This is a genomic window from Sphingomonas brevis (genome assembly GCF_023516505.1).
GTDB classification, from domain to species: domain Bacteria; phylum Pseudomonadota; class Alphaproteobacteria; order Sphingomonadales; family Sphingomonadaceae; genus Sphingomicrobium; species Sphingomicrobium breve.
In genome coordinates this window covers 2,175,498-2,199,540 of the sequence record NZ_JAMGBB010000001.1, presented here as the reverse complement: position 1 = coordinate 2,199,540, position 24,043 = coordinate 2,175,498, and the positions used below count along the sequence as shown (strand labels likewise).

At 63.7% G+C, this 24,043-nt stretch carries 26 protein-coding genes; 13 read left to right on the top strand and 13 right to left on the bottom strand.

Translation table 11 applies throughout. From position 1 onward, the window contains the following. The first annotated feature begins 93 nt into the window (after positions 1-93). Both LZ518_RS11370 and gpmA read left to right on the top strand, forming a co-directional pair. On the top strand, positions 94-1,263 hold the full coding sequence (locus tag LZ518_RS11370; protein WP_249916097.1) for a M14 family metallopeptidase: 1,170 nt from the start codon (positions 94-96) through the stop codon (positions 1,261-1,263). Beyond that, on the top strand, positions 1,263-1,949 hold the full coding sequence (gene gpmA / locus LZ518_RS11365; RefSeq protein ID WP_249916096.1) for a 2,3-diphosphoglycerate-dependent phosphoglycerate mutase: 687 nt from the start codon (positions 1,263-1,265) through the stop codon (positions 1,947-1,949). Before LZ518_RS11370 ends, gpmA begins: the two co-directional genes overlap by 1 nt. Before the next feature lie 38 nt (positions 1,950-1,987). Here gpmA and LZ518_RS11360 read toward each other — a convergent pair whose 3' ends face one another. Further along, complete coding sequence (locus LZ518_RS11360) at positions 1,988-2,569, bottom strand: GGDEF domain-containing protein (RefSeq protein WP_249916095.1); 582 nt, start codon at positions 2,567-2,569, stop codon at positions 1,988-1,990. Positions 2,570-2,703: 134 nt separating this feature from the next. Here LZ518_RS11360 and purE point away from each other — a divergent pair, with 134 nt between their 5' ends. The 3 genes from purE to LZ518_RS11345 all read left to right on the top strand — a co-directional run bounded on the left by purE (position 2,704) and on the right by LZ518_RS11345 (position 4,708). Then, positions 2,704-3,186, top strand: a complete 483-nt coding sequence (gene purE, locus LZ518_RS11355; protein WP_249916094.1) for a 5-(carboxyamino)imidazole ribonucleotide mutase — start codon at positions 2,704-2,706, stop codon at positions 3,184-3,186. Further along, the gene (locus LZ518_RS11350; RefSeq protein ID WP_249916093.1) at positions 3,183-4,241 is read left to right on the top strand and encodes a 5-(carboxyamino)imidazole ribonucleotide synthase; all 1,059 of its coding nucleotides are present in this window, start codon (positions 3,183-3,185) and stop codon (positions 4,239-4,241) included. The genes purE and LZ518_RS11350 overlap by 4 nt, the downstream gene beginning before the upstream one ends. Before the next feature lie 134 nt (positions 4,242-4,375). Then, positions 4,376-4,708, top strand: coding sequence for a hypothetical protein (locus LZ518_RS11345; RefSeq protein WP_249916092.1), 333 nt, complete (start codon positions 4,376-4,378; stop codon positions 4,706-4,708). A gap of 4 nt (positions 4,709-4,712) precedes the next feature. Here LZ518_RS11345 and LZ518_RS11340 read toward each other — a convergent pair whose 3' ends face one another. The 4 genes from LZ518_RS11340 to LZ518_RS11325 form a co-directional block, all read right to left on the bottom strand. After that, positions 4,713-5,555, bottom strand: coding sequence for a serine hydrolase (locus LZ518_RS11340; RefSeq protein WP_249916091.1), 843 nt, complete (start codon positions 5,553-5,555; stop codon positions 4,713-4,715). A gap of 142 nt (positions 5,556-5,697) precedes the next feature. Further along, positions 5,698-5,961 (bottom strand): hypothetical protein, encoded by a 264-nt coding sequence (locus tag LZ518_RS11335; protein ID WP_249916090.1) that lies wholly within the window; start codon positions 5,959-5,961, stop codon positions 5,698-5,700. Between the two features lie 33 nt (positions 5,962-5,994). Beyond that, positions 5,995-8,868 carry a M16 family metallopeptidase gene (locus LZ518_RS11330; RefSeq protein WP_249916089.1) on the bottom strand — a complete coding sequence of 958 codons (2,874 nt, stop codon included), beginning with the start codon at positions 8,866-8,868 and terminating at the stop codon, positions 5,995-5,997. A 152-nt stretch (positions 8,869-9,020) separates the two neighbouring features. Further along, positions 9,021-9,809: a CsgG/HfaB family protein gene (locus LZ518_RS11325; protein WP_249916088.1), complete on the bottom strand. Its 789-nt coding sequence runs from the start codon at positions 9,807-9,809 to the stop codon at positions 9,021-9,023. A 144-nt stretch (positions 9,810-9,953) separates the two neighbouring features. On the opposite strand from LZ518_RS11325, the gene lepA reads away from it, so the two are divergent. The 4 genes from lepA (at position 9,954) to LZ518_RS11305 (ending at position 13,924) form a co-directional block, all read left to right on the top strand. Further along, positions 9,954-11,792 carry a translation elongation factor 4 gene (gene lepA, locus LZ518_RS11320; protein ID WP_249916087.1) on the top strand — a complete coding sequence of 613 codons (1,839 nt, stop codon included), beginning with the start codon at positions 9,954-9,956 and terminating at the stop codon, positions 11,790-11,792. Positions 11,793-11,925: 133 nt separating this feature from the next. Continuing rightward, positions 11,926-12,828, top strand: a complete 903-nt coding sequence (locus LZ518_RS11315; RefSeq protein ID WP_249916086.1) for an HNH endonuclease — start codon at positions 11,926-11,928, stop codon at positions 12,826-12,828. A gap of 290 nt (positions 12,829-13,118) precedes the next feature. After that, positions 13,119-13,325 carry a helix-turn-helix domain-containing protein gene (locus LZ518_RS11310; protein ID WP_249916085.1) on the top strand — a complete coding sequence of 69 codons (207 nt, stop codon included), beginning with the start codon at positions 13,119-13,121 and terminating at the stop codon, positions 13,323-13,325. Positions 13,326-13,501: 176 nt separating this feature from the next. Then, positions 13,502-13,924 (top strand): hypothetical protein, encoded by a 423-nt coding sequence (locus LZ518_RS11305; protein ID WP_249916084.1) that lies wholly within the window; start codon positions 13,502-13,504, stop codon positions 13,922-13,924. 100 nt (positions 13,925-14,024) lie between these two features. Here the strand turns inward: LZ518_RS11305 and LZ518_RS13570 are convergent, their stop codons facing one another. The 7 genes from LZ518_RS13570 to LZ518_RS11265 form a co-directional block, all read right to left on the bottom strand. Next, complete coding sequence (locus LZ518_RS13570) at positions 14,025-14,771, bottom strand: alpha/beta hydrolase family protein (RefSeq protein ID WP_249916083.1); 747 nt, start codon at positions 14,769-14,771, stop codon at positions 14,025-14,027. A 200-nt stretch (positions 14,772-14,971) separates the two neighbouring features. Beyond that, positions 14,972-15,676, bottom strand: coding sequence for an alpha/beta fold hydrolase (locus LZ518_RS11295; protein WP_249916082.1), 705 nt, complete (start codon positions 15,674-15,676; stop codon positions 14,972-14,974). Then, positions 15,663-16,916, bottom strand: coding sequence for a serine--tRNA ligase (gene serS, locus LZ518_RS11290; RefSeq protein WP_249916081.1), 1,254 nt, complete (start codon positions 16,914-16,916; stop codon positions 15,663-15,665). The genes LZ518_RS11295 and serS overlap by 14 nt, the downstream gene beginning before the upstream one ends. Before the next feature lie 96 nt (positions 16,917-17,012). Then, positions 17,013-17,171 (bottom strand): ribosome modulation factor, encoded by a 159-nt coding sequence (locus LZ518_RS11285; protein ID WP_249916080.1) that lies wholly within the window; start codon positions 17,169-17,171, stop codon positions 17,013-17,015. 94 nt (positions 17,172-17,265) lie between these two features. Beyond that, positions 17,266-18,954, bottom strand: coding sequence for a DEAD/DEAH box helicase (locus LZ518_RS11280; protein WP_249916079.1), 1,689 nt, complete (start codon positions 18,952-18,954; stop codon positions 17,266-17,268). 308 nt (positions 18,955-19,262) lie between these two features. Next, complete coding sequence (locus LZ518_RS11270; RefSeq protein WP_249916077.1) at positions 19,263-19,523, bottom strand: hypothetical protein; 261 nt, start codon at positions 19,521-19,523, stop codon at positions 19,263-19,265. A gap of 169 nt (positions 19,524-19,692) precedes the next feature. Further along, positions 19,693-19,968, bottom strand: a complete 276-nt coding sequence (locus LZ518_RS11265) for a hypothetical protein (protein ID WP_249916076.1) — start codon at positions 19,966-19,968, stop codon at positions 19,693-19,695. 149 nt (positions 19,969-20,117) lie between these two features. Between LZ518_RS11265 and LZ518_RS11260 the strand changes: the two genes are divergently transcribed. The 3 genes from LZ518_RS11260 (at position 20,118) to yghU (ending at position 22,399) form a co-directional block, all read left to right on the top strand. Next, on the top strand, positions 20,118-21,071 hold the full coding sequence (locus tag LZ518_RS11260; RefSeq protein WP_249916075.1) for a DUF808 domain-containing protein: 954 nt from the start codon (positions 20,118-20,120) through the stop codon (positions 21,069-21,071). Next, positions 21,071-21,451, top strand: coding sequence for a fluoride efflux transporter CrcB (gene crcB / locus LZ518_RS11255; protein ID WP_249916074.1), 381 nt, complete (start codon positions 21,071-21,073; stop codon positions 21,449-21,451). The genes LZ518_RS11260 and crcB overlap by 1 nt, the downstream gene beginning before the upstream one ends. A 75-nt stretch (positions 21,452-21,526) precedes the next feature. Beyond that, complete coding sequence (gene yghU / locus LZ518_RS11250) at positions 21,527-22,399, top strand: glutathione-dependent disulfide-bond oxidoreductase (RefSeq protein WP_249916073.1); 873 nt, start codon at positions 21,527-21,529, stop codon at positions 22,397-22,399. On the opposite strand, the gene LZ518_RS11245 is transcribed toward yghU, so the two are convergent. Beyond that, complete coding sequence (locus tag LZ518_RS11245) at positions 22,396-23,472, bottom strand: PepSY-associated TM helix domain-containing protein (RefSeq protein WP_249916072.1); 1,077 nt, start codon at positions 23,470-23,472, stop codon at positions 22,396-22,398. The two genes, yghU and LZ518_RS11245, sit on opposite strands and share 4 nt — an antisense overlap. Before the next feature lie 163 nt (positions 23,473-23,635). On the opposite strand from LZ518_RS11245, the gene LZ518_RS11240 reads away from it, so the two are divergent. Then, positions 23,636-24,034, top strand: a complete 399-nt coding sequence (locus LZ518_RS11240; RefSeq protein ID WP_249916071.1) for a DUF2147 domain-containing protein — start codon at positions 23,636-23,638, stop codon at positions 24,032-24,034. Positions 24,035-24,043 lie beyond the last annotated feature (9 nt).

The following is a 24,043-nucleotide window of genomic DNA, read 5'->3' as shown; positions in this document are numbered from 1 at the left end:
AAAGGAAACCGCTACCGGCGGGTTTGCCCATCGGCGCCGGCGGCACTATGAGGCCGCCCTTAGTTCGAATCTGCCAATTGCCAGGGAATATTCATGACCATCACGATTTCGAGCGCCTTCGACGCCGGCAACATTCGCGTCGTCGAGCAGCGCGGCGACACCATCGACCTCGAAATCGTCAAGGACCATATGAGTGACTTCCACCAATGGTTCCACTTCCGCCTAGCCGGGGCCGGGGGACGCGAGGTCACGCTGCGCATTATCAATTGCGCCTCGGCCGCCTATCCTGACGGCTGGCCCGATTACAAGGCCTGCGTCAGCCTCGACCGCGAGGATTGGACGCGGATCCCGACCACCAGCTACGCCGACGGCGTCCTGACCATTCGCTTCGTTCCCGAAACCGACCTGGTTTGGGTCGCATATTTCGCGCCCTACTCGATGGAACGGCACCATGATCTGGTGTCGACCGTGGCGGCGCTTCCCGGCGTCGAATATCGCAGCCTCGGCAAGAGCCTCGACGGCCAGGACATCGACTGCCTCGAGCTGGGCGAGGGAGATATCAGCGTGTGGCTGTACGCCCGGCAGCACCCGGGCGAGACGATGGCCGAATGGTGGATGGAAGGCGCGCTTGAGAAGCTGACCGATCCGGACGATCCGGTCGCCCGCGTGCTGCGCCGGGAGTGCAGCTTCCACATCGTCCCCAACATGAACCCGGACGGGTCGCGCCGCGGGCACCTCAGGACCAATGCGGTCGGAGTGAACCTCAACCGCGAATGGCATTCGCCGTCGGCCGAGAAGAGCCCGGAAGTACTTTGCGTCCGGAACGCTATGGACGAGACACCGCCCGATTTCGCCATGGACGTCCACGGCGACGAGGCGATCCCGGCAAACTTCCTTGCCGGCTTCGAGGGTATTCCATCGATTACCGAGCGGCAGACAGGATTGTTCCGGCTGTTCAGCGAGACGCTGGAGCGCGTGTCACCCGATTTCCAGACCCGCAGGGGCTATGAAGTGGCCAAGCCGGGCGAGGCCAATATGTCGATGTCGACCACCCAGCTGGCCGAGCGCTACGGCTGTGTCTCGATGACCCTGGAAATGCCGTTCAAGGATAATTTCGACCTGCCGGACGAAGTCTATGGCTGGTCGCCGGAGCGGTCGAAATATCTCGCTGCGGCCTGCCTCGACAGCCTCTATGCGATCCTGCCGGAGCTGACGAAGGCGAATGCCGAAAAGGGCGTCAAGGCGGAGCGGGTCGAAGCCTGATGCCCACGCTCGTCCTGCTGCGCCACGGCCAGTCGCAGTGGAACCTTGAGAATCGCTTCACCGGCTGGTGGGATGTCGACCTCAGTGAGAAGGGCATAGTCGAGGCGCGCGCGGCGGGGCGGATGCTGGCCGACAAGGGCTATGAGTTCGACCGCTGCTTCACCTCGGTTCAGACACGCGCGATCCGCACGCTGCATCTGGTGCTGCACGAAATGGGCACGCTGTGGCTGCCGGTCACCAAGGACTGGCATTTGAACGAGCGCCACTATGGTGGCCTCACCGGGCTCAACAAGCAGGAGATGATCGACCGGGTCGGGGCCGAACAGGTCAAGATCTGGCGTCGTTCATTCGACATTCCGCCGCCGCCGCTGGACGCGGACAGCCCGTACCAGCCGTCAGCGGACCGCCGCTACGAAGGGATCGCGATACCCGATACCGAAAGCCTCAAGGACACGATCGCGCGGGTGCTGCCCTATTATGAGGCCGAGATCGTCCCGGCGCTGAAACTCGGCCAGCGGGTGATGGTCTCGGCACATGGCAATTCGCTGAGGGCGCTGGAAAAGCATCTGTCGAAGATCGCCGACGCGGACATTGTCGGGCTGGAAATCCCGACCGGACAGCCGATCGTCTATGAGTTGAATGACGATTTGACGGTTGCGGACCGCTACTATCTCAGCGAACGCTAAGCGGCAGCATCCGCTTGGACGGCTGTCCCCCGGACAGCCTAAGCGGCTGCTTTAACTCGATACATCGCCTTGTCGGCGCGGGCGAGGACGGTCGCGGGCGTGTCGCCCTTCTCGATCAGCGTGACTCCGATCGCCACCGACAGCGGCATCGGCGCACCTTCGAACAGGCATTCCTCGTGGGCGATGATGTCGACCAGCCGCTCGGCGGTCTCGATCGCGCTCTTTTCGTCGGCATGATCGAGCAGGATGCAAAATTCGTCTCCGCCCAGCCGGGCGACGCAGTCGGTCGCACGCGTCCCTTCGACCAGCTTCTCGGCGACCGTGACCAGTGCCGCATCGCCGCCCATATGGCCGAAGCTGTCGTTGAGAAGCTTGAGGTCGTTGAGGTCGACGAACAGGACGGCCGCCGGGTTGCCGTGGCGATCGTGCCGGGCGATCATCGTCTCGAGCTCGCGGAGCATGCCGCGGCGGTTGAACAAGGGCACCAGCGGGTCGCGATGGGCAAGGCGATCCAGCTCCTCGACCCGCGATTCGAGCCGGGCTACTTCGGAACGCAGGCGCGCGATTTCCTCTAGCAATTGCGCCGGATCGCGCTGCTCCAGGGCAACGTCGTGCATCATTCAACCCCCGCTAACCCAAGCGACATAACCGAGATTGGTGACAATGTGGATTCTCATTCCTGCAACTGTCCCGGATTGCGCCAGCCGCGCTGCCCCATTAAGCCCCGATTTCCTGCAGGCATCGGGGATTTCAAATGGCCGATCCGTTGATCGGAATCATCATGGGTAGCACGTCCGACTGGGAAACCATGCGTCATGCGGCTGAAACGCTCGATGCCCTCGGCGTGCTCCATGAAAGCCGGGTGGTGTCGGCGCACCGCACGCCGAAACGGCTTTACGACTATGCCCATTCGGCCAGGGACCGCGGCCTCAAGGCGATCATCGCCGGAGCCGGCGGAGCCGCCCACCTTCCGGGCATGGCGGCGTCGATGACCGAGCTGCCGGTGCTGGGCGTGCCGATCGAGAGTAAGAGCCTGAAAGGCATGGATAGCCTGTTGTCGATCGTGCAGATGCCGGCCGGAATTCCGGTCGGGACATTGGCCATCGGCAAGGCCGGGGCAATCAACGCCGCCCTGTTGGCGGCGGCAATGCTGGCAAATGGCGACGAGGCGCTGGCCGCGCGGCTGGCCGAGTGGCGGGCGAAGCAGACCGACTCGGTTCCCGATCGGCCGGAATGACATTAGCGCCTGGTTCCACGATCGGCATATTGGGTGGCGGCCAGCTTGGCCGGATGATGGCGCTGGCCGCGGCCAGGATCGGATATGAGTGCCATATCTTCGACCCGCACGAGCGCCCCTGCGCCGCCGAGGTCTCAGCCCGGTTCACCCAAGCCGAGTTTGATGATGAGGATGCGCTGAAGCGCTTTGGCGCGCAGTGCGACGTCATCACCTATGAATTTGAGAATTTGCCGGTCGAACCGTTGCGGGCGCTTGGCGACAGGCTGAAGCCCGGCCTCAAGTCGCTGGCCGTCGCCCAGGATCGCGGCGATGAAAAGAGCTTCCTTGAGGCGGCCGGCGCCCGGGTCACTCGGTGGCGGGCCGTCGCGTCGATCGACGATTTACGGATCGCCGTTGCGGAGCTCGGGCTGCCGATCGTGCTCAAGACCCGCCGTTATGGATATGACGGCAAGGGCCAGGCGTGGATCCGCGAGCCGGTCGATGTCGAGGTGGCCTGGGACGCCATCGGTAGAGAGCCCGCCGTGGCGGAGGCCGGCGTCGACTTCGAGGCGGAGTTCAGCGTCGTCATCGCGCGCACCGACGCTGGCGAAACGCGCCCGTTCCCGCTGACCCGCAACCATCATGAAGGCGGCATCCTCAGGACCTCGACGGTTCCAGCCGGACCCGGGATCGAGCAATTGGCGGATAGTGCTATCGGCGCCGCCATGGCGATCGCCAATGCGCTCGGCCATGTCGGCGTCCTGACTGTCGAGTTTTTCGCCACCGCCGACGGGCCATTGGTCAACGAAATCGCCCCGCGCGTCCATAATAGCGGCCACTGGACGATCGAGGGCGCCCACACGTCACAGTTCGAGCAGCATCTGCGCGCCATTCTCGGCCTGCCGCTCGGCAATGCGTCGCTGGTGGCGTCCAGGGCTGAAATGGAAAATCTTATCGGTTCCGAGATTGACCGCTGGGCGGATATTTTGGCCGAACCCGATGCCAACCTCCATCTCTACAACAAGGGAGAGGCGCGACCCGGGCGCAAGATGGGACATGTAACCCGACTGGCCTGAGATGGCGGCATTTGATCGCGCGCCAACGTCATCAAGGGCAACCTACGCTTGTCCCGAACGTTGCTGGCGACGGGGCTTCAAATAACAGGGGTTTTTGGGCTGTGCGCCAAGCGCACGGCCGCATGGAGCTTGCCATGAACAAACTGACCTACCTGTTTGCGGCGGGAGCAATTGCGCTTTCGCCTGGAACTTTGCTTGCCGCGCCGGGCGGCAGCCAGGGACCGACCAACGGCACCGGTTGGGACCATTTCAATGGGCCAGACCATCCAACCGGCCAGCCTGGCGCGGAATGCGAGGATGTCCGCCCGGGTCAGGCTTCAAGCGCGCCGGGTTCCGCCTTCAATCCTGACGGCAATGCCGGAACTCATTATGCCGGCGAGCAACCGCAAAACAGCCGCAACAGCTCATCGGTGTCGCAATATGACGTGGCTTGCCTGAACCAGGAAAACAACCACACCCCTGAATAGGGGTTTAGCGGCCGCCGTAGGCGGTGACCAAAGGGTAGCGGAAGGTGGCGGCAAAGCCGTCGTAGATGGCGCGCGCCGCCTCCGCTATCCCGCGCGGACGATCGCTGCCGTAGCGAGCGAAAATTGCAATCGCGATGCGGCGGCCATCGGGCAAGGTGATGAACCCGACGTCGTCGGTCAGGCCGGTCAGGGTTCCGGTCTTATGTTCGACCCGGGTCCCGGCTGGAAGGAGGGCGCGAATCCGGTTGCTGCCGGTAATGCACCTGGCCATCAGCATTTGCAGATATGTGCGGCTTTGCGGCTTCAGCACATTTCCGGTCTCGATCTTCTTCAATAGCTCGATCATCGCCAGCGGCGTGCTGGAATCGCGCGTATCCCTGAGATCGCGCTGGTCGCTAAGCAACTGGGCGATGGTCCGGTCGATACTGATGCCCGACAGCCCGTGCCAGCTAATCCATTGCTGGACGGTTTTCGGCCCGCCGAGGTTACTGATCAGAAGATCTGTCGCATAATTGTCCGAGCGGATCAGCATCGCTTCGAGCAGCGATGATGCCCTGCGTCCGCCGATCGACTGATCGAGCGTCCGGCGACCAAAATCGACCTGGCTCAAATAAGCCGCGGCGACCGCAAGCTTGACGGTGCTTGCCATGGGGAAAGCAGTGTCGCCGTTAAGGCTGACGGTCTTGCCTGTGTGAAGATCAAGCGCGGCGATGCCATATTCGCCTGATTTGCCGGCAACCAGGCTGGCAAGTTGCTGTTCGAGGGACAGCAGCTCCGGCGATGTGGCAGCCGCGGCGGGCTGCGCCAGAAACGCCAGTAACCATCCCAGAACCGCAAAAAGACGCATCGCTGCTTCCGCTCCCTTTCGCTGAATCCGCAAGCTTATCGCAGAACGATCCTAAACTGTTCCCTAACGATAGTCTCGGTTCCATTGCGGAACAGCGCAAAAATCCAAGGATTCAGCGCATATTCGGGATGCCAAAGGGGGCTTATCGTGGCGTGCCCAGGCCCTGCGACTGGTCGGGGCTGAGGCGGCCATCCCTCAGCTTGCTCATGGTCTGTTCCTTGTCCTGGTCCATCTGCTTCCACTCGGATTGCTTCTTGCAGACCTTCTTCGGGCGAGACAGGTGCGAACCGGTATAGTCGGCTTCAGCGCGCTTGCAGACGATCTTGTCCTCGTTTGGATTTTCTTCCGCGAATGCAGCGGTGGACGCCAAGGCGATCGCGCACGAAATTACCGGAAATGCACGCATCCCATTTCTCCCTTTAAACAAAGTCGCGGGCGATTATCGGGCCTCGATCACTTCGACAGGAATGCCGAGCTTGTCGAGTTGGGGCTTCACCTTGGCCGCGTCACCGACGACCACCCACACGAAACCGTTCGGATCGACCGTTCCGCGGATGGCCTGGTCAAGGCTCCCGGCCGTGTAGCTGCGATATTTGGCCGCCAATGACTCCTGATAGTTCGTCGGCCGGCCAAAGAGATCGTTGGACATCATTGCCGAAAGGACTGCTCCCGACGTCTCATATTGGCCGGGAAGCGCATTGACCCGGTTGGCGATCGTCCGCGTAAACTCGTCGGCAGTCACGCCCTTTAGCTTGAGGAATTCGCCAATATCCTTGTTGAGGGCGACGATCGAATCGCCCGTCCGGTCCGCCTGGACCGGTGCCGAAATTACGTAGGGAACCGCCTTTTCACTCGGCCGTACCGAGCCGGTGACACCATAGGACCAGCCCTTGGCTTCCCTCAAATCCATGTTGATCCGGCTGAGGAAGTTGCCCCCCAATACATCATTGGCGGCGATTACCGCCTCGATATTGTTGCGCGGGTCGGCCGGCGTGATCTGCCCGCCGGATATTACCGATTGCGGCGAATCCGGACGGTTGACGAGTACGATCCTGGGAGCGGTCGGCCGCGCCGGCGGGGCGCCGAAATGCTTGACGCCGGCGGGTACGGCGGGAGCTGCCCACTGGCCGAACTCTGCCTCGATCAGCGGCTGGATTTCCGACAGCGGCCGGTCCGATACGACGAAAATCTTCAGGCGGTCGGGCCGTAGCCAGGCATCCTTGAACCCGACCAGTTCGTCACGGGTGAAGCGGCCGATGGCCGCGGCGTCCCCGCCGGCCAGGGTCGCATAGGGATGGTCGGGTCCGAACAACAGGGTCGGCAGGACCCTTTGTGCGATGCCGTTGGGATCCTTCTGGAGCTGCTTGATTCCGGTCAGCCGCTGGGTGCGAACGCGTTCCAGCTCGACTGGATCGAATGTCGGGTTCTTGACGATGTCGCCCATCAGGGCGAGCGACGGCGCGAGATTGGCAGACAAGGCCGACATCGTCACTGACGACCGGTCGAGCGAACTGCCGGTATCAATGTCGGCGCCGAGCCGTTCCTCGGCCTCCGCCAGCTTCTGCGAGGACATCCCGCCCGCGCCTTCGTCGAGCATCGACATCACCATCGACTGAAGGCCGCGCCCGTTAGGCGCATCCGCCGCTTCGCCCGCGTCGAACGACAATGCGAGCTGGGTGACCGGAACCGCCGTGCGCTGGGCATATTGCAGCTCCACGCCGTTGGAGAGGCGCGTGATGGTGACATCGGGGAAGTCGAGGGCGGCCAGCGTTCCGACCGGCGGCACTTCGCGCTTGGCACCCGGCTTTCCGGCCTTGGCATTCTTGTTGGTCGCCTTGGCACCCTTGGCGTTGACCGACTTGGCTTCCTCATAGGGCGGGCGCGCGCCGGGTTCGAGCCTGAGCGAGAAGGCCGGCTTCGTCAGCCACTGCCCCATTGCCGCCCTGACCGCGGCCGGCGTGATCGAGGCATAGGTGGCCAGGTTGCGGGCATACCAATTGCTGTCGCCCGTGAACGTCTGGCTTTCGGCCAGGGTCACCGCCTTGCCGCCAAAGCCGCCGACCTGTTCCAGCCCACGTATCCGGCCACCGACTTCGCTTACCGTCGCACGCCGCACCTCGTCCTCGGTCGGACCATTGGCGATGAACCCGGAAACCAGCTCGTCGAGCCGCTTCTCCACCACCGCCGGGTCGACCCCCGGCTTGACCGTCGCCGAAACGGTGAAAATTCCGACGCGCTGGAAGGCATAAAGGCCGGCGGAAACCGACGTCGCCAGCTTCTCGTTGCGCACCAACGCTTCGTCGAGCCGCGAGCTGGCAAGCCCGCCCAGCACCGAACCGCCAACATCGAGCGCCACCAGCTGATCGTCGAGCAATCCGGGCACCGGCCAAAAGCGCGACACGCTGGTCGTCGCGACCTGGTCCTTCATCACCGCCGACTGCGGAGAGGCGAGAGGGATGACCGGAGCCTGCGCAGGATTGTTGACCGGGCCGCGCGGGATCGATCCAAAATATTTCTCGACCAGCGGGCGGGCGGTTGCCGCGTCAATGTCGCCGGCCAGCACCAGGACCGCATTGTTGGGGCCATATTTATCGTGGAACCAGCCACCGACGGTCTGCAGGCTGGCCGCGTCGAGATCGGCCATCGAACCGATCGTCTGGTGATGATAAGGGTGGTCCTCGGGAAACAGCGTTTCGAGGACCTTGTAGAAAACCAGGCCGCCGGGCCGGTTGTCGCCCTGCCGCTTCTCGTTCTGGACCACGCCGCGCTGGTTATCGAGCACGTCTTGCCCGATCGCACCCAGCAGATGGCCCATGCGATCGCTTTCCATGAACAGCGCGCGGTCAAGCGCGCCGGTCGGCACCGTCTCGAAATAGTTGGTGCGGTCGAACGAGGTGGTGCCGTTATAGTCGGTTGCCCCGACCTGCTGCAGATATTCGAAATAATCGCCCGGCAAATTCTCGCTGCCGTTGAACATCAGATGCTCGAACAGGTGGGCGAAGCCGGTCTTGCCCTTGGGTTCGTCCTTGGAGCCGACATTGTACCATACGCTGACGCCGACAACCGGCGCCTTGTGATCTTCGTGGACGATGACGGTGAGGCCATTGTCGAGCACGAACTTTTGGTGCGGGATCGTTACCTCACGGGCCAGGGTGGTGACCGGCACCGGATCTACCGCCACAGGTGCCGCGGGGGCGACCGCCGCGACCAGGTCGCGAGTGGCCGCGGACTCGACCGCCGCACTCGGTGCGCAGGCGGCCAGGAGCGAGGCGCCGGCGAGCAGAATGGACAGGCGACGATCGATTAAGCGCATGAAAAAACTCCCCAATTCCCGGTCGGATTTGGCCGGGACCCTAGAGCGGCGTGCGAAGGATGCAAATTTGTTCGACCAGCGGCAGGCACCTGTCGATGAACGGCGCGGCCGGGATGAACCCGAACCGCGCCCCCATTTCAATGGGTTATGGACTATTGGGCGGCCGGATAGGTCTGCGGAATCCCGCCGAGCTGGCCGAGCAACTTGGTGTAGGCATCGAGGTAGGCCAGCACGATGACCTGGCCGATCTCGGTATCCTGATAGCCGTGGGCACCCGCTGCGGCGAAGCCGTTCCACCAGCCGCCGGCGCCGCCGGCGCCCCAGCTAATGTCTTTCTTGCGGGCATAGCCTTCGACGACCATTTCCTCGGTGGTCCGGGCATTGACCACCGACAAGGTGACATTGGCCTCGCCCTTCTTGACGTTGATCCCGCCAGCTAGACCGCCGACGAAGCTGCCGCCACCGCCGAACAAGCCACCAAGCGCACCGAGCGCGGCCCCGGCCCCGCCGCCGCCCGAATTGCGGTTGGCGGTGACGATGTTGGGCTCGAGGAAATAATCGGCCGCCTTGACCTGGCCCTTGCCGAGGTTGGAACCCTGCTGGAGCTCGCCCTGGTCGGCCAGCGCCCGCTCCATCGCCCGGCTCTGCATCGAACGGCCGCGGTTAACGATGGTGAAGCAGTGCGACTGCTGGACGAACACCTTGATCACCGCCTCGGGGCTGCCAAGGTTATATTCGCGCCACCACTGCATTTCCGGTTCGACGATCGCCAGCACTCCGATCGGCTTGGCGCACACCGGGATCTGCTGAGTGGCGTTGGTCTGCATCTTGCGGGACTCGCTGGCCCCGGTGTTGCTGGTGCCCTGCGGCGCGGCCAAGCCGGATGCGGAAGCGAAGGCGGCCGCGGCAAGTGTCGCCGCGGCATAAGTCAGACGACGCATGATTTACCCCCGTAAATTAATCGGTGTTGCTGCCTAACACTAACGGGGAGTTGATGCGAGAGGCCGACTCGGTGCGGAGGCGGTGACAGTATGAGCGCCAACTGCTAACGCGCCGCCAAGCAACATCCTGCAAAGTGGCCCTCTTTGTCCAAACCATTGAATTTGATACGTAACTTCTCGATCATCGCGCATATCGATCACGGGAAGAGCACGCTCGCCGATCGGCTCATCCAGCGCACCGGCGGCCTTACCGAGCGCGAGATGACGCACGGCCAGGTGCTCGACAATATGGAGATCGAGCAGGAGCGGGGCATCACCATCAAGGCGCAGACGGTGCGGCTGAAGTGGAAAGCGGCCGATGGCGAGACCTATGAGCTCAACCTGATGGACACGCCGGGCCACGTCGACTTCGCCTATGAGGTCAGCCGCAGCCTCGCCGCCTGCGAGGGCGCGCTGCTGGTGGTCGACGCAGCGCAAGGGGTCGAGGCGCAGACGCTGGCCAATGTCTATCAGTCGATCGAGCATGACCATGAGATCGTGCCGGTGATCAACAAGATCGACCTGCCCGCGGCCGAGCCGGAAAAGGTCCGCGAGGAAATTGAGGACATCATCGGCCTCGACGCGTCGGAAGCGGTGCTGGCATCGGCCAAGTCGGGCATCGGCATCGACGAGGTGCTGCAGGCGGTGGTCGACAAGATCCCGCCGCCGAAGGGCGACCGCGACGCGCCGCTAAAGGCGATGCTGGTCGATAGCTGGTACGACCCCTATCTCGGCGTCGTCGTGCTGGTCCGCGTGATGGACGGCGTGCTGAAGAAGGGCCAGCAGATCAAGTTCATGGCCGCCGGCACCACGCATTTGGTGGACCGCGTTGGCTGCATGACGCCGAAGATCGAGCAGCTGAACGATCTCAGCGCGGGCGAGATCGGCTTCATTACCGCCCAGATCAAGGAGATCAGCGAGGCGCGGGTCGGCGATACCATCACCGATGCCAAGCGGCCCGCCGCCGAAGCGCTTCCCGGCTTCAAGGAAGTCCAGCCGGTCGTCTTCTGCGGCCTGTTCCCCGCCGACGCGGCCGATTTCGAAAAGCTCCGCGACAGCCTTTACAAGCTTCGCCTCAACGACGCCTCCTTCAGCTTCGAGATGGAGACCAGCGCGGCATTGGGCTTCGGCTTCCGCTGCGGCTTCCTCGGCCTCCTCCACCTGGAGATCATCCAGGAGCGGCTGACCCGCGAATATGACCTCGACCTCATCACCACCGCGCCGTCGGTGGTCTACCGAATCTCGCTCAGCAAATCGAAGAACGACGACGCCCGCGTGATCGAGCTGCACAACCCGGCCGACATGCCCGACCCCAACCGGATCGAGACGATTGAGGAGCCGTGGATCGAGGCGACCATATACGTCCCCGACGAATATCTCGGCGCGGTGCTGAAGCTATGCCAGGACCGGCGCGGCATCCAGAAGAACCTCACCTATGTCGGCCATGGGTCGAGCACCCGGGCGCAGGTCACTTACGAGCTTCCGCTCAACGAAGTGGTGTTTGATTTCTACGACCGGCTGAAGAGCATTTCGAAGGGCTATGCCAGCTTCGACTATCACCAGATCGGGACGAGGCAAGGCGACCTGGTCAAGATGAGCATCCTGGTCAACGAGGAGCCGGTCGATGCGCTCTCCATGATCGTCCACCGCGCCAATGCCGAGACGCGCGGGCGCGGCATGGTCGAGCGCCTCAAGGACCTCATTCCGCGCCACCTGTTCAAGATCCCGATCCAGGCGGCGATCGGCGGCAAGGTCATCGCCCGCGAAACGATCAGCGCGATGCGCAAGGACGTCACCGCGAAATGCTATGGCGGCGACGCGACCCGGAAGCGGAAGCTGCTGGAGAAGCAGAAGAAGGGTAAGGCGAAAATGCGGGAATATGGGAGCGTCAGCATCCCGCAGGAGGCGTTTATTGCCGCGCTGCGGATGGGCGACGACGCCTAAGGTTCCGGCGATGCTTCAGCATCGCTGGAAAGGCGTCGGAGGGGATGAGGGGTAGGATTCTCCCATTTCGTCATCCCGGACTTGATCCGGGATCCGCCTTTCTCCCATTGAACTCCGCTGTTAGCATCAGCACATGGCCAAAGGCGTTTTCCTCTTTCGCGAAGACTCTCGTTACGACGACCGGCCTTGGGAAGTTTATCAGTTTCCTGAGAACTATCTTTCGCGCGCCAGCCAGGTGGTCGGCGACTGGGTGATATTCATGGAGCCGGTGAAAGCTGGTCGAAAAGGCTACCACGCGGTCGGCAAAGTTGAGCAGATCACGCCGGACCCGCGCAAGACGGGCATGTATTTGGCGATAATCGATCCAACCTCCTACATCGAATTTGACCGCAACGTCCCGTTTCAAGTCGCTCGGAGTTACCCGGAGCGGAGCGTACTAAATGAAGCTGGCAAAGTATCGGGGCGCGCTCAATCTGCTGTTCGCACGATCCCGGATGCCGATTTCAACAGGATCGTCGCTTTGGGTCTTGATGCCGGTGACGAGTTACTGCCACGGACGGACGCAGAGTCCGGCGGACAAGCCGTCGCTGAAGAGCAAACCCCTTACCAGTTCGAACAAGATCGAACTCAAATGCTGACTCTTCGCACAGTCCGCGATCGCATCTTCCGGACGGTCGTGCTCAAAGCCTATGATCGCCGCTGTGCTTTCACGGGATTTCAGTTCATCAACGGCGGCGGCCGAGCCGAAGTCGAAGCTGCGCATATCAAATCGGTAAGCGCCAAGGGGCCAGACGTTGTGCAAAACGGGCTAGCCTTGTCCGGCACGCTGCATTGGATGTTCGATCGGGGATTGCTCAGCGTCGCCGATGACCAAAGCATCCTAATGTCGAACCAGATCAATGACGTTGATGGTGTCCGAAAAATCTTAGTTCCTGATGGCCGAGCACGCTTCCCTGACAATCCTAATGAACAGCCCGATCCGGCTTTCCTGCAGTGGCACCGAGAGCATTGCTTCAAGGGCGTAGCACTTAACTGAGGCATTCTCGCTGGAGGGCGGAGAAGGGTTCGACGGCGGGGCTCGGGACCCCGCCGCCACCGTTCGTCCCTTCCCATCTCGAAATCGGGGACGGCGGTTTGCGAAAGCCTGTCATGCTCGGGTGAGCCTCCGCATCGATCGTCTCCAGCCCTTCCGCTTTTCGACACGGTCCGCCGCGGAACAACTGTAGACTGATCGTGACTAATTGAAACGTCTGCATCAGACGCGTCAAGGGAAATGTTCACGATTAGCCTGTAGATGATTGGTCTGCATTTTGGCCTCTCGTCGACATGGCAGACATTCACCAGCGATTGGCGACGAACTTGCGCCGCCTGCGGCGTGAGCGGAAGCTGTCGCAGGAGAAGCTCGGCTTCGAAGTCGACCTGCACCGGACATACATCAGCGAAATCGAGCGGGGAAAACGCAATCCCAGCATCTCGGCGATCGAGAAGATCGCCAAGACGCTCGGCGTCAGCTGCGGGCAGTTGCTGGACTGACCTCCACCTTTGTCATTCCCGCGAAAGCGGGAACCTAGATTCCTTGTTTGGCTGGGTCCCCGCTTGCGCGGGGATGACGAAAAGGGATTGAGGCCAGCGGCCAGTCAACAAGGCGGAACAGTTTCGCGAGATCAGTAGTCTAACCGATTGGTCCGCCATGCTATGAGGCGCAGCATATGTTCGTGAAATATGCACATGTCCTGGCGCTGAGCGCGATCGCATCCGTCGCGCTGATCCTCGCGGCCGCAAAGGCCGATGCGCAGGGCCGCAGCTATGGCCCGCGCAACAATATTCCGAGCCAAGGTGGCGGGATGGACGGCGGCTCTATCAATGGCCTGGGCGGCGTGTGGGTGGTCGAGCGCGACGTGCCGGTGGTGATCGAGCGCGAAGTGGTGAAGGAAGTGCCGGTGCCCGTCCCCATGACCCCGCCGGAGCCACGCAAGCCCTATCTGATCGGCGCCAGCTATGACTCGCTGCCGGGCGGATGCATGAAGCTGATCGAGGAGGGGACGTCCTTCTATTATTGCGATGGCGGCTGGTACCAGGAAGTGCGCGCCGGCCGTGATCCGCTTTACCGGGCGATCCAGAGAAAGCTTTAGGTTCAGCCGTCATTCCGGGCTTGACCCGGAATCCGCCTTGTTCTTGCGACGAAAAGTAAAAGGCGGATCCCGGCTCAGGGGCCGGGATGACGAAAGGGGCTTAGGCCGCCGCGACTTTCCCCATGACGGGCGCGACGCCCTCCTGCTCCGTCAGGAAGGTGCGGATTTCATACACGACGCGGCTGAGCGCCGGGCGGTAGACGGCAAAGCCCATATGGTGGGTGTCGATCTCGACCGCCTTGTCGACTTCGCCGGCGCGACCGCGGGCTGCGGCGGGGGCGACGATGCCGTCCTTGCGCGACCACAATGCGAGGGTCGGGACCGGCGGCTTGCCGCCGATCCGTTCGAACGGCGGCCGGTTGACGTCGTGTCCCGCGACCCGCTCGTAAATCTCGCGAACATTGGTGTTGGTCTTGAGATCGCCGCTGAACGGGCTGCCCAGCGTGACGACGGCGCGGACCTGTTCGGGGACGCGGCAGGCGATTTCCCGGGCAAACATTCCGCCAAGGCTCCAGCCGACGATCAGGATCGGCTGTTTGGCTTCCTTGTAAATCGCGCCGAGACGGGAGGCGAGCAGCTCCATCGTGTCGGCCTTGGCGCCGGTGTTGACCCCCATCAGCCAGGGGTGCGCGCGCCAGCCGGCCCGGGCGAGGGCGCGGCGAAGTTCCATGGTGGTTCGGTCGGTGGCGAGGAAGCCGGGAATGACGAGCGCCGGCGGGCCGTCCTCGGGGCCGCGGGGGCCCAGCGGGCCAAGGCCGGAAAGCAGGCGCGGGATGTGCCACGCGACCTCGCGCCAGCGGCTCCAGTCCGACGGCGCCTGGTCGTCGGGGCTGGACCGGGTGCGCACGGGCGCGAGGGGATATCGGTCCCACTTCATGGGGCCAACATGATATCGAAACGTTGCTGGAACAAGAAACGGCTAAGGTTTGCGAACGAATTCAGAGTGATGTGGGTTTTGAGTCACGGCTCACAAGCTCGTCATTCCCGCGCAAGCGGGAACCTAGCGAACAAGAAAATCTGGGTCCCCGCTTGCGCGGGGATGACGAATTATGAGGAAAGCTCGGCTAGGAATTGCTCGATTTCCTGCACCACGCGCCGGGCGGTGCTGGTCGAAACACCGAACGCCATATGACTGCAATCCAGCTCGACCGCCTTATCGCTTTCCTCCGGAGTGCCGCGCGCCGCCAGGGGTGCGATGAGGCCATCCTTGCGCGACCAAAGGGCCAGGGTCGGGACCGGCGGCTTGGCGGTGATGCGCTCGATCGGCGGCTGGTCGACGGGATGGCCGGCGACCCATTCGTAGAGTCGCCAAACATTGTTCAGATGCGGGTCCTGGCTGAAGGGGCTGCCCAGCGTGACTACCGCGCGAACGCGGTCCGGGGCGGCTCGGGCCAGCTCCCGCGCGAAGACTCCGCCAAGGCTCCAGCCGACGACCAGGACCGGCTTGTCGCGGGAGATCTCATCGAGGCGCTGCTTCAGGCGGGCGATGGTGTCGGCCCGCGCACCGAGGTTCCAGCCGTCGTTCCACGGATAGGTGCGGTAGCCGCCCTCGGCCAGCGCCCGGCGCAGCGCCATGGTGGTGCGGTCGTTGGCGATGAAGCCGGGGATGACCAGCGCAGGCGGGCCTCCGGGCGGGCCGCGCGGATCGAGGTGGCCGATGCCGTGCCAGGCGCGTGACAACAGCCAGCCGGCCTCGGTCAGCCGACGCCAATTGGGCGGGATACGAAGATCCGGGTCGCTAGAGATATTCATCCCCGCCCATTAACTCACGAAGGGCTTCGGGAAGCCTAACGCGGCCGTCGGCCGTCTGGTGGTTCTCGAGCAGGGGCACGAGGATTCGCGGGGAGGCGAGCGCCGTATTGTTGAGCGTGTGGGCGAAGCGGACCTTCCCATCGGCGTCGCGGTAGCGGAGGTTGGCCCGCCGCGCCTGCCAGTCGTGCAGGGTCGAACAGCTGTGGGTCTCGCGATACTTGCCGAGGCTGGGCACCCAGCTTTCGATGTCGTTCATTCGATATTTGCCAAGGCCCATGTCACCGGTCGAAGTCTCGATTACCTGGTAGGGTATTTCGAGCGCGGTGAGCAGCTGCTCGGCCAGGCCGAGGAGCTTCGCATGCCATTCAGCCGACTGCCCCTCGTCCGCTTCGCAGATCACATATTGCTCGACCTTGAAGAATTGGTGGACTCTCAGCAGCCCGCGGACGTCCTTGCCGGCGCTGCCCGCCTCGCGCCGGAAGCAGGGCGAAATGCCGGCGTAGAGGACCGGCAACTGCTTGCCCTCGATGATCTCGCCGGAGTGGAGCGAGGTCAGCGCGACCTCCGCCGTGCCGGCGAGGTAGAGATCGTCATTGGGCAGCGCATAGGTTTCCTCGACGTGGCCGGGAAACTGGCCCTGGTTGAGGAAGGCCTGTTCGCGCGCGATCGCCGGGACGGTGATGGCGGTGAATCCGGCTTCGGCTATCTGTTGCAGCGCCCAGCCCATCAGCTTCAATTCGAGCAGGGCGAGGCGGCCCTTGAGACAATAGGTGCGGCTGCCCGAAACCTGGACGATTCGGCCAAGCTCGGCCCAGTCGTTGCGCTCGAGCAGGGCGACATGATCGAGCGGCTCGAAGGCGAAGGTGGGGACTGTACCTTCCTGCCGGACGACGGTGTTGAAGCTCTCGTCGGGGCCGACAGGAGCTCCTTCCCAGGGGATGCCGGGGAGCTTCAGCATCATCGCTTTCAACGCCGCATCCCGAGAGTCGAGCTCATCCTCAAGCTCGGAGGCGCGGGCACCGGCAGCCTTGGCCTCGGCACCCAGCGCGGCCTTCTCCTCGGGCCTTGCATCCTTGAAGCGGGCGCTGATCGCATTGCGGCTGGCGCGGAGAGTGTCGATCTCGGTCTTGAGGGCGCGCGCGCCGCCTTCAAGCGCCAGCAAGGCGTCAAGGTCGACGTCGACTCCCTTGTCGCGGATCGCACGCTCGACGTCGGCGCGGTTCGACTTGATGAAATCCATGGCAAGCATGGGCTGGGCAGTTGCGCGAAAGGAAAGCGGTGCGCAAGCCCGATCGGCTCAATCGTCGATCCGGATCACCGCCGCTTGCATGCGCCGTCAGCTGCCCTTCGCATCCCTGGCCGCTTGTCCCGCACGCCATCCGACCTGCCAGGATTGCTGCATCATCCCGCTCCCATAGGGGCAGGCGCTGATCGGCTCACCATGCTTCCCGGCCTTATGACCTTCGGACCATGCTCGATCTTGCGGACTAGCCATTCAACCTCCCTGCTTTGGGGCACGCATAGCATGAATGGCGGCTACGCCTCATGTCCGCAATGGGTGGAAAGCGGTCACTCGCGCCTGCTTGCCGTTATCCCCTCTTCCCCGGCTTCTTGCCTTTCCATTGCGGCTTGCCGCGGGGATGGGCCATGGGGTGCCTGCGGGGCGCCGGTTCGCCGCGCGGCTCGGCCTGTTCGATGATGAGGCCCTCGTCCTCCGGCGCGATTGTCGCGCGGCGAAGCGCCTTGATGAAGCCCGGCGCGGCGCGCTGGGTGACCTCGAAATAGCTTTCATTGGCGGCGACCCTGATCGCGCCAATGTCGTTGCGGCCGACATGTCCGTAACGGCAGATCAAAGGCAGCAGCCAGCGAGGGTCGGCGTTGTGACGGCGGCCGGCGTTCATCCGGAACCACACCGATCCTTCGAAGCCGGCACGCGGTCCGCCGTCCTCGCTTCGCCCGCCGTCGCGGCCGCCCGAAGCGAGGATATCCTCCGGCGCCGGCAGGTTGGTGCGCAGCGTCCGGACCAGCGCGGCGGCAATGGCCTGGGGCGACAATGTCGTCATCAGCTGGTCGGCGAGCAGGCGATCCTCCTCGTCCGGCTCAACCTCGACCGACAGCGAGGCGAGCAGCCGCTCGCGGTCCTTGATCCTCACCTGCTCGGGGCTGGGCGGGTCGAGCCACTCGGCGTCGATCCGGGCATTGCGCAACATGATCTCGACATTGCGGCGGCGGCGGAACGGCACGATCAGCACGGCGGTGCCCTTGCGGCCCGCACGGCCGGTGCGGCCCGAGCGGTGCTGCAGCGCCTCCGCATCGCGCGGCAGTTCGACATGGATCACCAGCGAAACCGACGGCAAGTCGATGCCGCGCGCGGCGACATCGGTCGCGACGCACACCCGCGCGCGCTGGTCGCGCAGCGCCTGAAGCGCATGGTTGCGCTCGCTCTGGCTATGCTCGCCCGACAGTGCAACGGCGTCGAAGCCGCGTTCGCTTAAGCTGCCGTGCAGCCGGCGCACCGCCTCACGGGTGGCGCAGAACAGGATTGCGGTCTCGGCCTCATGCAGGCGCAGCAAATTGACCACCGCATGCTCGATATCGGTCGGGGAAACCGCGACCGCCTGATAGGCGATGTCGGCATGGCCTTCGCGGTCGCCGAGCGTTTCGATGCGCAGCGCATCCTTCTGGTAACGCCGGGCCAGCGCGACGATCGGGCGCGGCATGGTAGCGGAGAAGAGCAGGGTGCGGCGCTCGGTCGGAGTGGCGTCGAGTATCTCCTCCAGCTCCTCGCGGAAGCCCATGTCGAGCATCTCGTCGGCCTCGTCGAGCACGGCCACCCGGAGGGCGGAGAGATTAAGCGCGCCCCGTTCGAGGTGGTCGCGCAGGCGCCCGGGCGTGCCGACGACGATATGCGCGCCGCCGTGCAGCGCGCGCCGCTCCTTCATCGGGTCCATGCCGCCGACGCAGGTGACGACGCGGGCGCCGGCCGAGGCATAGAGCCACTCCAGCTCCTTGCTGACCTGGATGGCGAGTTCGCGCGTCGGGGCGATGACCAGACACAGGGGCTCGCGCGTCCAGGGCGCAGAGTCGCCGTCGAGCAGCTGGTCGGCGATGGCCAGGCCGAAGGCGACCGTCTTGCCCGAACCGGTCTTGGCCGAGACGATCAGGTCGTGGCCTTGCGCCTCGTCCTTGAGGACTTCGGACTGGACCGGGGTAAGCGTGTCATAGCCGCGCGCCGCCAGCGCTGCGGCGAGCGCGGGATGTAGATTCGGTTGTCGCATGGGATGAGCGCCTACTCGCAATTGCGTCGAAGCGATAGGCGGGGCTGGGAATTGCCGGGCCTAGTGGCGGGAATGGGAGGAAAACTGCCATTGCCGTCCAGCTGGCCCGACCCGATAACGAGGCATGAAGCGCACCAGGCAGAGCATCTGCGCCAGGAAAGCCTCTTATCGATCGGAGGAGGAGGCGCTCATCGTCGTTCGGCGCTCTGATTGGCAATTGCGCATGTACCGTTGCGATCGCTGCCGGCTCTTCCACCTGACAAGCCGAACCAAGGGCAAGCGCAGGCCTCGACCTCGGGACTGACGGCCTAACCTTCGTCGGAGGCAGCGAGCAGGTCCATCAGGTTGCGCGCCGCTTCGCGGTCGGCTTCCTCCTTGAACGCCACATCGAGGTCGGGCGCCTGCCCGAGCATATAAAGGAGCGACCAGAGCGCGAACCGTCGCGATCGATCGCTTTCAAGGCCGAAATCGACCCGCAGCCGGTCGAGGCCAGCGGCCTGCATCGCCGGCGAAGCATCCGTCACGGCCGATGTGCCGAAATAGTGGTGCAGCAAAGCGTCCAGATCCATCCGCCGCTGCTAGCGCGCCCGCGGCAATCACCGCAATGGGTGGAAAGCGGACATATTCAAATATCGTCATCCCCGCGAAAGCGGGGACCCAGTCTTCCCTTTGCTAGGTTCCCGCTTCCGCGGGAATGACGAGTAAGAGCTAATGTCCGCAATGGGTGGAAAGCGGACATTAGGTCGCGTCGTCCTCGTCGAACGGGGAGACAGTCCATCGTCCCTGGGACCATTCGGCCATTTGTTCCGGGCCTAGCGTCTCGAAGGTCGTAATGTCGGATTGCCGTTCGAAAAGATGATTGACGCCAACCACTTCAAAATCGGAGCAATCCTCGGCGTGGTCGCGCTCGCCGCATGTAGCTTGCCACGTTCCATCGCCATGACGGACTAGCAGCCGAACGGGTCGCTCGTTGGCGAGGACGTGCGGGCAAACGACACATGCTGTCTCGGTCATTGGCCAGAATTGCCGGACATCACTAATGACCGCAATGGGTCGAAAGCGGCCATTAGGATTTGGCATTATTCAGGCAAGCCATCCATTTTCCCTCCTCGCCATGGCGGGTTCAGTCGGCTAACCCACGCGACCAACCTAAGAGGAACCCAATGCCGTCCGGATTGATCGCGCTGCTCGACGATGTCGCGACCATCGCCAAGCTCGCCGCCTCCTCGCTCGACGATGTCGCCGGAGCCGCCGGCAAGGCGAGCACCAAGGCCGCCGGCGTGGTGATCGACGATACCGCGGTGACCCCGCGATACGTCATCGGCCTGGCGCCGGAGCGCGAGCTGCCGATCATCGGCAAGATCGCCTGGGGCAGCATCAAGAATAAATTGCTGTTCCTGCTACCGGCGGCGCTGCTGCTGACCGCCTTCGCGCCGTTCCTCATCACGCCATTGCTGATGATCGGCGGCGCCTATCTTGCCTTCGAAGCGACCGAGAAGATCCTCGAGACGTTGCTGCACGAGCATCAGCACGAGGAGCAGCTGGTCGACGCGATGGTCGACCCGGCCGAGCTCGAACGGCTGCAGGTCAAGGGCGCGATCCGCACCGACCTCATCCTGTCGGCGGAGATCATGGCGATCGCGCTGGCCAACCTTGAGCATCTGACCGTTTTGCAGACCGCCTTCGCGCTGATCGTCGTGGCGGTGGCGATCACGTTCGGCGTTTATGGAGTGGTCGCGCTGATCGTGAAACTGGACGATATCGGCCTGCACCTGGCGGAACGGAGCAATGCCGGCGCCCGGGCCGTCGGCAATATGCTGGTCCATGTCGTCCCGAAGCTGCTGACGGGCCTGTCGGGGATCGGCACCGCGGCGATGCTGTGGGTCGGCGGCGGGATCCTGCTGCACGGGATCGAGGAGCTGGGCTTCGAAACGCTGCCGCATGTGGTGCATGACACCGCCACCGCGATCGCCGAATATTTCGGGCCATTGCACGCCATCGTCCATTGGCTGTCGAGCGCGATCGCATCGGCGATCGTCGGCATCCTCATCGGCGGGATCATCGTGGTGATCGTCCGCCAGCTTACCAAGCATCCCGAAGAGCTGATCGTCGACTGATGCCCAATGCGCTCGGCTATTTGCTGGTATTCATCGGCGGCGGATTGGGCGCGATGGCACGGCATGGAGTGAACCGGGCCGGCTTCGCGCTGATGGGCCCGGGCTTTCCATGGTGGACGATGGTGGTGAACGTCGCCGGAAGTTTCCTGATCGGCCTGCTTGCCGGAATGTTCGGAGCCATGGAGACCGGGCACAATATGCGCCTGTTCCTGACAACTGGCGTGCTTGGCGGGTTCACCACTTTTTCCGCCTTCAGCCTCGATGCGCTGACGCTTTGGGAGCGCGGGGCACTTATGCAGGCCGGCCTCTATGTCGCGGCGTCGGTCATCCTCTCGCTGCTCGCCGCCGCTCTCGGGCTGATGCTGACACGCGCCATTTGATCGCTGGGCCCATACCCTTGCCGGTTGCAGATCGCGTACCCATTTCCCGCCGCGGACCGACGTGAAGGAATAGCAATGGCCGACGCCCCCGAGAAAATCCCATCCCTCCCAGCCGATTATGCCCCGCCCAAGGTTTGGACCTGGGAAAGCCCCAGCGGAGGCCAGTTCGCCAGCACCAATCGGCCGATCGCCGGACCGACCCATGACAAGGCGCTGCCGGTCGGGACGCATCCGCTGCAACTTTATTCGCTTGGCACGCCCAACGGGCAGAAGGTCAGCATCATGCTGGAAGAGCTGCTGGCCGCGGGCCATTCAGGCGCCGAATATGACGCCTGGTACATCGACATCATGGAAGGCGACCAGTTCGGTTCGGGCTTCGTCGAGCTGAACCCCAATTCGAAGATCCCGGCGCTTCTCGACCGGTCCAATCCCGACAAGCCGCAGCGGATATTCGAAAGCGGGGCAATCCTGCTTTACCTTGCAGAAAAGTTCGATGCGTTCCTGCCCAAGGACCCGGCAGCGCGGACCGAGGCGCTGAGCTGGCTGTTCTGGCAGATGGGATCGGCGCCGTTTCTCGGTGGCGGCTTTGGCCATTTCTACGTCTATGCGCCGGTAAAGATCCAATATGCGATCGACCGCTACGCCATGGAGACCAAGCGGCAGTATGATGTGCTCGACCGGCACCTCGCCGATCATCGCTATGTGGCTGGCGAAGATTACAGCATCGCCGACATGGCGATCTTCCCATGGTACGGCGCGGTGGCGCTGGGCCAGGGCTATGCCGGCGCGTCGGAGTTCCTGGGCCTGCCCGATTACAGGAATGTGATGCGCTGGACCGAGGAAGTCGGCTCTCGGCCAGCCGTGCAGCGCGGCCGCCGGGTCAATCGCAAGCCGGAAAACGATCCGGACTTCATCCGCGAGCGGCACAGCTCCGCCGATTTGGACTAGCCCGCGGCGGCGACTTCGAGCCCGGCCTTGGCAATTTCCGGCCGGCGGCGCTTCCTGGCCTTGCGGAACCAGAAGGACAGGCAGGCGAAGGTTCCGAGGATGGTGAGGCCTAGGCCGGAGAGGGTCATCACCAGCTGCCAGGCGAAGCCGCCGACCTTGGCGCTGTGGAGCGGCAGGAATTTCTCGTAAATCGAGGCCGCCTGGCTGCCCGCGGCCGGATTATCGACTTTCACCAGATTGCCGGTACCGTCGAAGGTCAAGCGCGTGCGTCCGTTGGCCGACCATTCGAACGGCTGGCGCATGGTCACCGACCAGGGTTGGCCCGGCTTGCCGGGAAGCGTGACACGGCGAAGGGCGGCGTCGGGGAAGCGGACCCTGGCCTCGGCCAGCATCGCCGCAATCGGTGCGGGGCCATGGGCCGGGGCGACTTCCAGCGGCTTGGGTCGGCCGTCAAGCTTGCCCCATGGACTTAGCACCGCACCGGCCGCTTGCTTGAACACCATGCCCGTTCCGGTGAGGAAGGTCAGCAGCAGCAGAGGCGCGAGAAGGATGCCGATGTCGCGGTGGTGGATGACAATCGGGCCCGGCTGGAACTTCCTGGGAAGCAGGCGAGGACGCCAGCGGCTGCGACTGCGCAGCCAGAGGAAAATGCCGCTGATCACGAACAGCAGGCCGAACACCCCGGCGGCACCGGCGATGGTCTCGCCGGTTTCGCCGTAGAAAAGATGGTGATGGAGGTCGAAAATCCACAGCTCCGGCCGCTGCCACTGACTGGTCCAGGTGGCGACCGTATCGCCGTGCTGGTTGAGGTAGGCACCGGCGCCACCGTCGCGGCCGACCTGGATCAGGCCGAAATCGTCGCTTGGAAAGGTGATCCGGGTCGCGCCTGCCGCCGCCTCGCGCTCGGCGATCTGGCCAAGGGTCTCGACGTTCGCGACCAGCGGGTCGCGCGCGCCGGGGAGCGAAATCCAGCTGTCCTTCCACACCAGGATGATGCCGCTCAAACCGAGGATGGCGAGCAGGAGGCCGACGAAACCGCCGCTCCAGCGGTGCAGGATGGACAGCAATTTCATGGGAACTCGCTAAGGCCGTGATTCGAGCAAGGCCTAGCTTTGCTGCGAATGATTATCAATAGCCTCGATGAGCGATACTTTCGGCGGGACCGGCCGAGCCCGTTCATGTCGAGTCAAGCTGGCGGCACCATTTCCGTCACATTGCGCTGTCATTGGGCGGCCGATGAAACAGATATTGATTCTTGCCGTCTCGATGCTTGTGGCTGCGCCCTCGGCGCTGGCCGCGCAGTCGCTTGAAGGCAAATGGACCAATCCCAAGCGCAGCGTAATCGTTACCGTCGACCGTTGCGGACAGGCCTATTGCGGCACGGTCAGCTGGGCCAGCCAGCACAACCGCGACAAGGTCGCCGACAATGGCCGGCAGCTGCTGGGCACCCGGATCCTGACCGACCTCAAGCCTACCGGCGGCGGCCTTTACAAGGGACAGGCGTTCGAGCCGAAGCGCAACATCCGTGGCTCGGCGACCGTCCGCCAGCTCGGCAGCAACACGATGGTGGTCAAGGGCTGCGCGGTGCTGGGCCTGTTCTGCAAGGAACAACGCTGGACCCGGATCGTCGACTAACCGCTTGCC